The 10,292-nt window shown below is 75.4% G+C and carries 4 protein-coding genes; 3 read left to right on the top strand and 1 reads right to left on the bottom strand.

Going from position 1 to position 10,292, the window contains the following annotated elements; genetic code table 11:
- Positions 1-62: 62 nt before the first annotated feature.
- Positions 63-2,876 (bottom strand): flippase-like domain-containing protein, encoded by a 2,814-nt coding sequence (locus ACFXDE_RS38110; protein ID WP_380498926.1) that lies wholly within the window; start codon positions 2,874-2,876, stop codon positions 63-65.
- 135 nt (positions 2,877-3,011) lie between these two features.
- Here ACFXDE_RS38110 and ACFXDE_RS38105 point away from each other — a divergent pair, with 135 nt between their 5' ends.
- The 3 genes from ACFXDE_RS38105 (at position 3,012) to ACFXDE_RS38095 (ending at position 10,227) form a co-directional block, all read left to right on the top strand.
- Positions 3,012-3,365, top strand: coding sequence for an MGMT family protein (locus ACFXDE_RS38105; protein ID WP_380498924.1), 354 nt, complete (start codon positions 3,012-3,014; stop codon positions 3,363-3,365).
- A 258-nt stretch (positions 3,366-3,623) separates the two neighbouring features.
- Positions 3,624-6,959 (top strand): ATP-dependent helicase, encoded by a 3,336-nt coding sequence (locus ACFXDE_RS38100; RefSeq protein WP_380498923.1) that lies wholly within the window; start codon positions 3,624-3,626, stop codon positions 6,957-6,959.
- Positions 6,960-7,005: 46 nt separating this feature from the next.
- Positions 7,006-10,227 carry a UvrD-helicase domain-containing protein gene (locus ACFXDE_RS38095; protein ID WP_380498922.1) on the top strand — a complete coding sequence of 1,074 codons (3,222 nt, stop codon included), beginning with the start codon at positions 7,006-7,008 and terminating at the stop codon, positions 10,225-10,227.
- Positions 10,228-10,292: the final 65 nt, after the last annotated feature.

Here is a 10,292-nt window from a genome sequence, read left to right as displayed (position 1 = left end):
GAGGAGGGCCCCACCGCCGAGCGGTGGGGCCCTCCTCCGTACGCGCGCTTGTCTCGTGACGCTCAGAGCGCGTGCTTGCGCTGGAGCACGTTGTAGGCGATCCAGCCGGGCAGCACCGGCAGCCAGAAGGTGAGCGCCCGGTAGAGGAACACCGCCGGGGTGGCGACGGCGGGGGAGACGTCGGCGACGGTGAGCGCGCCGATCAGGGCGACCTCGACCGGGCCGATGCCGCCCGGCGTGGGGATCGCGGAGCCGGCCGCGTTGGCGGTCAGGAAGACGACGGCGACGGCCGAGAAGCTGACGCTGCCGCCGAAGGCCTGCACGGAGGCGTCCAGGCAGGCGGTGAACGAGAGCGTCAGCAGCAGGATTCCGCCGAAGCCGGTGACCAGCTTGCTGGGCGTCTGCATCAGGTCGAGCATGCGCGGCACCACGCCGAAGAACAGCGAGCGCAGCCGGCCCAGCACGAAGCGGCGCAGCGGCGCGACGGCGGCCACGACCAGGGCGAGCACGGCGGCGGTCAGCACGCCGATGATCACCGCGCGGGAGGCGGAGAGGTCGCCGTTGGTCTGGCTGCCGGTGATCAGGCCGAAGCTGAACAGCAGCAGCAGGTGCCCGGCCAGGCCAGCCAGCTGGGAGGCGCCGACGGAGGCGACCGCCTGACCGGAGCGGATCCCGGCCTTCTGCAGGTAGCGGGTGTTGAGCGCGATGCCGCCGATCGCCGCCGGGGCGACCAGCTTGACGAAGGAGCCGGCCAGCTGGGCGGCCACGGTGCGCCGGAACGGCAGCTTCTCGGGCACGAAGCCGGTGAGGCTCATCGCCGCGGCGACGTAGCTGAAGGCGGCCGCCACGAGGGCCGCCGCGGCCCAGGCCCAGTCCATCTGGGAGAGCTTGAGCTGGGCGGGCTTGATGGTGGTCAGCGCCAGGTACGCGGCGAAGGTGAGCGCGATTACCATGATCAGGCTCTTGGGCTTCAGCCGCTCCAGCTTGGCGGGCTCCATCGGGGCCTCGGGGGCGATCTGGAGGATCTGGCCGCGGATGCGGCTGAGCAGGTCCTCGCCGGCCGCCGCGATGTCCTCCTCGGCCTGCTGCTGGGTGCGCTCGCCGGCCGCGACCTGCTCCAGGGCCTTGGCCCGGGCGGCGGTCTTGCGCTCCTTGGAGAGCTTGGCGAGGTCGATGCGGGTGGAGCGGGAGAGCCCGACGGGCTGGAGCAGCGGCAGGGCCTGGGCGACCCGCTCGGCGCCGAGCACGGCGTTGGCGGCGGCCACGGCGCGCTCCGGGCCGATCCGCAGTGCGAAGGTGGTGACCAGCTGGGCGACGTCGATGCGCAGGGTCAGGTCGGTGGCGGCGATGTCGCCGCCGGACAGGTTGACCAGGCAGGCCGTCTTGTCGTCGACGACCAGCAGCGACTCGCCGGTCAGGCGCCGGTGGGCGATCCGGCGCTCGTGCAGGGCGGCCACCGACTCCCACAGCGAGGCCATCACCCGGTCGGTGACCTCGTCGTCGGAGAGCTCGTCCAGGGTGCGGCCCTCGACGTTCTCGTAGACGAGGATCGCGGCGTCCGGGCCGAGCTCGGAGGTGGCGACCAGCTGCGGCGCGCGGGCCCCGGAGGCCGCCGCCGCGTACGCGATCAGGGCCTCCTGCTCCAGCGCCTGGCGCAGCGACTGGGGGCTGCGGCGCACGGCCACCGAGCGCAGCCGCAGCCGGCGCCAGGCGCGGTAGAAGAAGCCGGAGGCCTGCTGCTCGCGGTCGATGATGTGGACGTCCAGCGGCGGGCCGTCCTGCTGCGCGACGTAGTAGCGGCGGGTGCCGCCGGGGGCGTCGGGGGCGCGGTGGGCGCTCTCCGGGGTGAAGCCGACCTTGCGCAGGCCGATCATCAGGTGCTGGCCGGTGGGGCGGATGTTGGGCGAGCCGATCGCGTACAGCGTGCCGTAGGCGACGGACCAGCCGATCAGGACGGTGAGCAGCAGCGACAGCGGGGTGGTGTAGCCGCCGAGCAGTTCGGTGATCCCGCTGAAGACCACCACGACCCACAGGGCGACCCGCCATCGTGGTCGGCTCGACATGCCGACGGCGGTCATGTAGGCGATCACCGGCGCCAGGTAGCCGTGGACGGGGTCGGTCAGGGCCCCGTTGCTGTCCATGGGGAGCCTGGTCAGGGCGTCCCTGATGTGTTCGGAGGCGCCCTCGGCGACCCACCAGTCGATGCCCAGCGAGACGCCGTAGGCGAGCACCGAGGCGAGGACGCCGTCGGCGACCCGCAGGCCGTCGCGTTTGATCAGCCGCTCGACCGCGAAGGCCAGCGGCACGGCCAGCACCGCGACGCTGGAGAGCAGGCCGGTGATCGTGGACAGCACCGCGGAGAAGCGCGGCGCGTTGGTCGCGATGTCCTGCTCGATGCCGGTGGTGGTCGAGGTCGCCACGCCGGCCAGGACGAACACGGCGACTATCCCGAAGACGCCGGCGAGGAAGCGCAGGAGGTCGGTCGGGCGGTGCGCGCGGGCGGCGAGCAGCGGCTCGTCGACGTCCAGGTGCGGGGTGTCGTCCAGCGGGTCGTGGAAGGACGCGAGGGCGTGTTCCGCGGTCGTGGCGTCGGGTGCGGGCGCGGGCTCGGGGGCGGGCACCGGCTCCGGGACGGCCCCGGGGACGGCCGCGCCGGTGGGACGCGGGCCCGCCTCGGGCGCCTGGGCGGGCTCGGGCAGCGGCACGGTCGGGGTCGCGGCGGGGCCGGTCGGCTGGGGGGTCTTGATCGTACGGTCCTTGATCAGGGAGACTTCCGGCGCGGGCCCGGGAGCGGGCTCACCGCCGGGACCTGCGGGCATGCGGGCGGCGGACTCGTCGGAGTCCTCGTGCGCGCCCACGTCTGCCGTCCCGGTCATCTGGTCTTGTCCTCGTATCACCACTCACCGCCCCGGAAGATGGTGGCATGCCCCGGCCCCCCGTGCTGGACAGGGGCCGGATCGGGCGCGGCGGATCGAATCCGCGGGGTTCCGCACGCGCCCCCATAAGGAAGAATGCCGCAGGTGACGGACGCTGACGACGACGGCTTCCCGGCGGACCTGCCGCCCTTCGCCGAACTGGTTCTCGACCTGACCGAGCGGATTCCACCCGGCCGGGTGATGACCTACGGGGACGTTGCCGAGTACCTCGGCCAGGGCGGTCCGCGCCAGGTCGGGCGGGTCATGGCCCTGTACGGCGGCTCGGTGCCCTGGTGGCGGGTGATCCGCGCCGACGGACGCTTCCTGCCCGGCCACGAGCAGCGCGCCCTCGCCCACTACGGCGAGGAGGGGACCCCGCTGCGCGAACTCTCCGACCCGCCGCGCGTGGACCTCAAGCGCGCCCGCTGGGACGGTTCCCAATCCCCCTGAACCCGGGACGCCGAGGGGATTGACGGGGCAGGATCGTAGGCTCGATGCGGGCGGGCCCGCGCGGCCCGCCCCCGTCATGCCCCTGTTCGACCCCAGGAACCTCCGTGAGCGAGCGCAGCGAGCGAACCATCAGGAAGTGCGCATGGGTGAACGCCCCTGCCGAGCGTAGCGAGGCGGGCGCGTGAGCGAGCGCAGCGAGCGAACCATCAGGAAGTGCGCATGGGTGAACGCCCCTGCCGAGCGTAGCGAGGCGGGCGCGTGAGCACCCCCTTCCGGCTCGTGCGCAGCCCGCTCGTCCAGCCCGCACCGCCCGCGCTGGACGAGTACCAGCGCGCCGTGGTCGAGCACCCCGGCGGGCCGCTGCTGGTGCTCGCCGGGCCGGGCACCGGCAAGACCACCACGCTCGTCGAGGCCGTCGCCCGGCGCATCGAGCGCGGCACCGACCCCGAGCGGATCCTGGTCCTCACCTTCAGCCGCAAGGCCGCCATGGAGCTGCGCGACCGGATGTCCGGACGCCTCGCCACCTCCACCCCCGCCCCGCAGGCAACCACCTTCCACTCCTTCTGCTACGCCCTCCTGCGCGCCCACCAGGACCCGGCCGACTACGCCGAGCCGCTGCGCCTGCTGTCCGGCCCCGAGCAGGACGTCATGGTCCGCGAACTGCTCGCCGGCGGCGCCGAGGACGCCCGCCTCGGCAGCTCCCGCATCCCCTGGCCGCTGGACCTGCGCGCCTGCCTGACCACCCGCGGCTTCGCCGACGAGGTCCGCGCCGTCCTCGCCCGCAGCCGCGAGCTCGGCCTCGGCGAGGCCGAGCTCGAACGCTTCGCCCAGGGCGTCCAGCGCCCCGACTGGGCCGCCGCCGCCCACTTCCTCGCCGACTACCTCGACGTCCTCGACCTGCGCGGCGTCCTCGACTACGCCGAGCTCGTCCACCGCGCCGTCCTGCTCGCCGAGCGCCCCGAGGTCGCCGAGGACCTGCGCGCCCGCTACGACGTCGTCTTCGTCGACGAGTACCAGGACACCGACCCCTCCCAGGTCCGCCTGCTGCGCCGGCTCGCCGGCGGGGGGCGCGACCTCGTCGCCGTCGGCGACCCCGACCAGTCGATCTACGCCTTCCGCGGCGCCGACATCAACGGCATCCTCGACTTCCCGCAGACCTTCCCCCGCGCCGACGGCGCCCCCGCCGACGTCCGGGTGCTGCGCGTCTCCCGCCGCTCCGGCGCCGTCCTGCTCGCCGCCTCCCGCGAACTCGCCCGCCGCATGCCCATGGGCCGCCTGCCCGCCGACAAGCTCGCCCAGCACCGCGCCCTGCTGCCCTCCCGCGAGGGCGGCCGGGTCGAGGTCTACACCTACCCGACCCCCGGCGCCGAGCTCGACTCCGTCGCCGACCTGCTGCGCCGCGCCCACCTGGAGGACGGCGTGCCGTGGGGCGAGATGGCCGTCCTCGTCCGGGCCGGCGCCCGCTCCATACCGGGCGTGCGGCGCGCCCTCGGCGCGGCCGGCGTGCCCCTGGAGATCGACGGCGACGACCTGCCGCTGCGCGAGGAGCCCGCCGTCGCCCAACTGCTGCTCGCCCTGCGGGTCTGCGCCGAGCAGGCCGCCCGCGACCGGCACGGCGACCCGGACGCCGCCGATCCCCTCACCACCGACACCGCCCACGCCCTGCTCACCGGCCCCCTCGGCGGCCTCGACGGCTCCGACCTGCGCCGCCTCGGCCGCGCCCTGCGCGAGGAGGAACGCGCCGCGCTGCGCGCCGACGGCCGCCCCGCCGCGGCGCTGCGCCCGGCCGGCGAGCTGGTGCGCGAGGCCCTCGCCGAGCCCGAGCGGCTCATCGCCCTCGACCCCCTCCACACCCGCGGCACCCCCGCCCGGCGCGCCCGCGACCTCGGCACGCTGCTGCGCAAGGTCCGCGAGGCGCTCGCCGGCGGCTGCACCGCCGAGGACGCCCTGTGGGCGCTGTGGGAGGGCAGCCGCCGCTGGCGCGAGCGCCTGGAGCGGGCCGCCCTGCGCGGCGGCGCCGCCGGCCGCAACGCCGACCGCGACCTCGACGCGCTGTGCGCCCTGTTCGAGACCGCCGCCCGCGCCGAGGAGCAGGTCACCGGCCACCGCAGCGCCCTCGACCTGCTCGCCGAGCTGGAGGCCCAGGACATCGCCGCCGACACCCTCACCGTGCGCACCGTGCGCCCCGAGGCCGTCCGGCTCATGACCGCGCACCGCTCCAAGGGCCTGGAGTGGCGCCTGGTCGTCGTCGCCGGCGTCCAGGACGGCCTCTGGCCCGACCTGCGCCGCCGCGGCTCCCTCCTGGAGGCCGACCGGATCGGCCGCGACGGCCTGGCCGAACCGCTCTCCCCGGCCGCCCTGCTCGGCGAGGAACGCCGCCTCTTCTACGTCGCCGCGACGCGCGCCAAGGAACGGCTGATCGTCACCGCCGTCAAGGCGCCCGCCGAGGACGGCGACGAGCCCTCCCGCTTCCTGCGCGAGCTCTACCGCGAGGACGTCGACCCCGCGACCGGCCGCGTCGTGCGCCGCACCCCGCCCGTCACCGTCGAGGACGTCACCCACCGCCCGCGCCGCCCGCTCGCCGTCCACGCGCTCGTCGCCGAGCTGCGCGCCGTCACCGTCGACCCGGCCCGCTCGCCCGAGCTGCGCCGGGCCGCCGCCGAACGCCTCGCCGTCCTCGCCGCCGCCGCGGACGAGGACGGGCTGCCGCTCGTGCCCGCCGCCCACCCCGAGCGCTGGTGGGGCCTGGACGACCCGACCGCCGCCCCCGAGCCGCTGCGCGGCCCCGACCTGCCGGTGCGGCTGTCCGGCAGCGGCCTGGAGCAGCTGGAGAACTGCTCGCTGCAGTGGTTCCTGGACAAGGAGGTCAAGGCCCAGGTCCGCGGCTCGGCCGCGCAGGGCTTCGGCAACGTCGTCCACGCCCTCGCCGACGAGGTCGGCTCCGGGCGCACCCCCGCCGATCTCGCCGTCCTCATGGAGCGCCTGGACACCGTCTGGGACGCGCTGGCCTTCGACGCGCCGTGGAAGTCCCGGCAGGAGAAGACCGAGGCCCGCGCCGCCCTGGAGCGCTTCCTCAACTGGCACGTCCTCGAACGCGGCCGCGACCTCGTCGCCACCGAGCACGGCTTCGACGTCACCCTCGACGTCGGCGGCGTCTCGGTGCGCATCCGCGGCTCGATGGACCGGGTCGAGAAGGACGCGGCCGGGCGCGCCTACGTCGTCGACTTCAAGACCGGCAAGCAGATCCCCACCGACAAGTCGCTGCCCGAGCACAAGCAGCTCGCCGTCTACCAGCTCGCCGTCCGGGCCGGGGCGCTGAACGAGCTGCCCGGCTTCGCCGGCGGCGCCCCGCACGCCGGCGGCGCCGAGCTGGTCCACCTGCGCGAGCCGGCCGCCAAGGCCGCCCAGGACGCCCCCAAGGTGCAGCGCCAGGAGCCGCCCGAGGGCGCGCCGTGGATCGAGAACCTGCTCGCCGAGGCCGCCGGACGCGTCCTCGCCGAGCGCTTCGTGCCCCGCACCGGCGGCGGCTGCGACCGCTGCGCGTTCCGCCGCAGCTGCTCGGCCCAGCGCGACGGGGCCCAGCTGGTGGAGTGATGGTCGCGGGGCAAAGAATGTCCGCCGCTCCGGTTAACGTTGCGGGGTGACCGCCGTGCTCAGCCATCCCGACCAGCTCAAGGAGCTGCTCGGGATCCCGTTCAACCGGGAGCAGATGGCGGCCATCGGCGCCCCCCTCGAACCCGCCGTGATCGTCGCCGGCGCCGGCTCCGGCAAGACCACCGTGATGGCCGCCCGGGTGGTGTGGCTGGTCGGCTCCGGCGCCGTGCGCCCCGAGGAGGTCCTCGGCCTCACCTTCACCAACAAGGCCGCCGGCGAGCTCGCCGAACGCGTGCGCACCGCCCTCCTGCGCGCCGGCGTCGCCGACTCGGACGACGCCGAGCCGCTCGGCGAACCCGAGATCTCCACCTACCACGCCTTCGCCGGGCGCCTCCTCAAGGAGCACGGCCTGCGCATCGGCGTCGAACCCGACGTGCGGCTGCTCGCCGACGCCACCCGCTTCCAGCTCGCCGCCAAGGTGCTGCGCACCAGCCCCGGCCCGTTCCCCGCCCTCACCGGCACCTTCGCCAACCTCGTCGCCGACCTCATCGCCCTCGACGGCGAACTCGCCGAACACCTCGTCGAACCCGACACCCTGCGCGCCCACGACGAGGACCTGCTCGACGCCCTCGCCACGGCCAAGCTCACCAACGACGACCTGCGGGCCGTCCCCGCCACCGCCCGCGCCCGGCTCGAACTGCTGCGCCTGGTCGAGGACTACCGGCGCCGCAAGGCCGCCGCCGGACTGATGGACTTCGGCGACCAGATAGCGGCCGCCGCCCGGCTCGCCCAGCGCCGCCCCGAGGTCGGCGAACTCCTGCGCGGCCAGTACCGGGTCGTGCTGCTCGACGAGTACCAGGACACCTCCGTCGCCCAGCGGCTCATGCTCGCCGGGCTGTTCGGCGCCGGGCCCGAGGGCCGTGGCGGCGGCCACCCCGTCACCGCCGTCGGCGACCCCTGCCAGGCGATCTACGGCTGGCGCGGCGCCTCCGTCGCCAACCTCGACGAGTTCCCCCGGCACTTCCCGCGGGCCGGCGGCCGGCCCGCCGCCCGCTACGCGCTCAGCGAGAACCGCCGCAGCGGCGGGCGCCTGCTCGCCTTCGCCAACGAACTCGCCGCGCCGCTGCGCGCCATGCACGAGGGCGTCGAGGCGCTGCGCCCGGCCCCCGGCGCCGAGCACGACGGCTTCGTCCGGGCCGCGCTGCTGCCCACCCACGCGGAGGAGGTCGACTGGCTCGCCGACTCCGTCGCCCACCTCGTGCGCACCGGCACCGCGCCCGGCCGGATCGCCGTGCTGTGCCGCGGCGGCGCCGCCTTCCCGGACATCCACGCGGCGCTGGTGGCCCGCGACGTGCCGGTCGAGGTGGTCGGCCTCGGCGGGCTGCTCCAGCTGCCCGAGGTGGCCGACCTGGTCGCGGTCTGCGAGGTGCTCCAGGACCCGACCGCGAACGCGGCCCTGGTGCGGCTGCTGATCGGCCCGCGCTGGCGGATCGGCCCGCGCGACCTCGCCCTGCTCGGGCGCCGCGCCGCCGACCTCGTGCGCACCGGCCGGCCCGAGGGCGTGGAGGCGCTGGCCGCCGCCGTCGCCGAGACCGACCCGACCGAGGTGGTCTCGCTGGCCGACGCCCTGGAGACCTTCCTCGACGCCGATCAGGGCGATCAGACCGACGACCTCCCGTTCTCCGCCGAGGCCCGGGTGCGCTTCGCCCGCCTCGCCCAGGAGCTTCGCGACCTGCGCCGCTCGCTGTCCGAGCCGCTGATGGACGTCCTGCACCGGGTCCTCGCCGCCACCGGCCTGGAGGTCGAACTCGCCGCCTCCCCGCAGGCACTGGCCGCCCGCCGCCGCGAGACCCTGCACGCCTTCCTGGACGTCGCCGCCTCCTTCGCCGACCTCGACGGCGACCCGGGCCTCGCCGCCTTCCTCGGCTTCCTGCGCGCCGCCCAGGAGTACGAGCGCGGCCTGGACAGCAGCCTGCCCGGCGGCGAGGACACCGTGAAGGTCCTCACCGCCCACAAGTCCAAGGGCCTGGAGTGGGACGTCGTCGCCGTGCCCGGCCTGGTGAAGGGCGCGTTCCCCTCCGGCAGCCCGCGCGAGCGCTGGACCAGCACCAAGCGCGTGCTCCCGCACGCCCTGCGCGGTGACGCCGCCACCCTGCCCGACGTGCGCGGCGGCTGGAACGCCAAGTCGGTGGCCGCGTTCAAGAAGGAGCTGGCCGAGCACTCCGGCGTCGAGGAACTGCGCCTCGGCTACGTCGCGTTCACCCGGCCGCGCTCCCTGCTGCTCGCCTCCGGCCACTGGTGGGGGCCCACCCAGAAGACCGTCCGCGGCCCGTCCGCGTTCCTCGAACAGCTGCGGGAGCACTGCGAGCGGCCCGGCGCGGGTGAGATCGAGCACTGGGCCGAGCAACCGGAGAAGGGCGCCGAGAACCCGGCCCTCGCCGCGCCCGCCGAGCGGCCCTGGCCGCTGCCGCTGGACCCGGCCGCCCAGCACGCCCGGCGCCGCGTCGCCGCCGTCGTGCGCGCCCGCCTCGCCGGCGCGCCCGCCCCCGAACCGGAGCCGATGGGCGCCGAGGACCGCCGCCAGGTCGAGTCCTGGGACCGCGATCTCACCGCCCTGCTGGGCGAGTTGGAGCGGACCCGGCGCAGCGTCCGGGAGGTGCCGCTGCCCGCCGCCCTGTCCGCCACCCAGCTGCTGCGCCTGGCCGCCGACCCGGACGGCTTCGCGCACGACCTCGCCCGCCCGATGCCGCGCCCCCCGCAGCCCGCGGCCCGCCGGGGCACGCGCTTCCACGCGTGGGTGCAGTCCCGGATCGAACCACTGCTGCTGGTCGAGCCCGGCGCGCTGCCCGGCGCGGACGACGACGGCGTCGAGGACGAGCAGGACCTGGAGCGCCTCAAGGAGGCGTTCCTGCGCACCCCGTACGCCGGCCGGCGCCTGTACCGGGTGGAGGCGCCGTTCCAGCTGGTGCTGGCGGGCCGGGTGGTGCGCGGCCGGATCGACGCGGTCTACCGGGAAGGTGACGAAACGTCAGGATCCGGTGGTGCGTCACGCTACGAAGTGGTGGACTGGAAGACCCACCGCGAGGAGACCGCCGACCCGCTGCAGCTCGCGGTCTACCGGGTCGCGTGGGCCGAGTACGCGGGAGTCCCGCCGGAGCAGGTCACGGCGTCGTTCCTGTACGTCCGCAGCGGGCGCGTCGTGCGACCGTCAGGACTTCCCGACCGAAAAGAGTTGGAACGGCTCCTGATCGGGAACAGTGAAGAATGAGTCACGGAGAGCATCCAAGTCATCATGGCAACGGGCGAAACCTGTGCGTAGTGCACGTTTCGCGC

The sequence above is a fragment of the Kitasatospora sp. NPDC059408 genome (genome assembly GCF_042751525.1).
Taxonomy (GTDB): domain Bacteria; phylum Actinomycetota; class Actinomycetes; order Streptomycetales; family Streptomycetaceae; genus Kitasatospora.
Note: the sequence above shows the minus strand (reverse complement) of the source record. Positions and strands in the feature narration are given on the sequence as shown.

Excerpts from the sequence above, each read along its gene's own strand:
- ACFXDE_RS38110 (WP_380498926.1), bottom strand. The coding sequence starts at position 2,876 with ATGACCGGGACGGCAGACGTGGGCGCGCACGAGGACTCCGACGAGTCC.
- ACFXDE_RS38105 (WP_380498924.1), top strand. The coding sequence starts at position 3,012 with ATGCCGCAGGTGACGGACGCTGACGACGACGGCTTCCCGGCGGACCTG.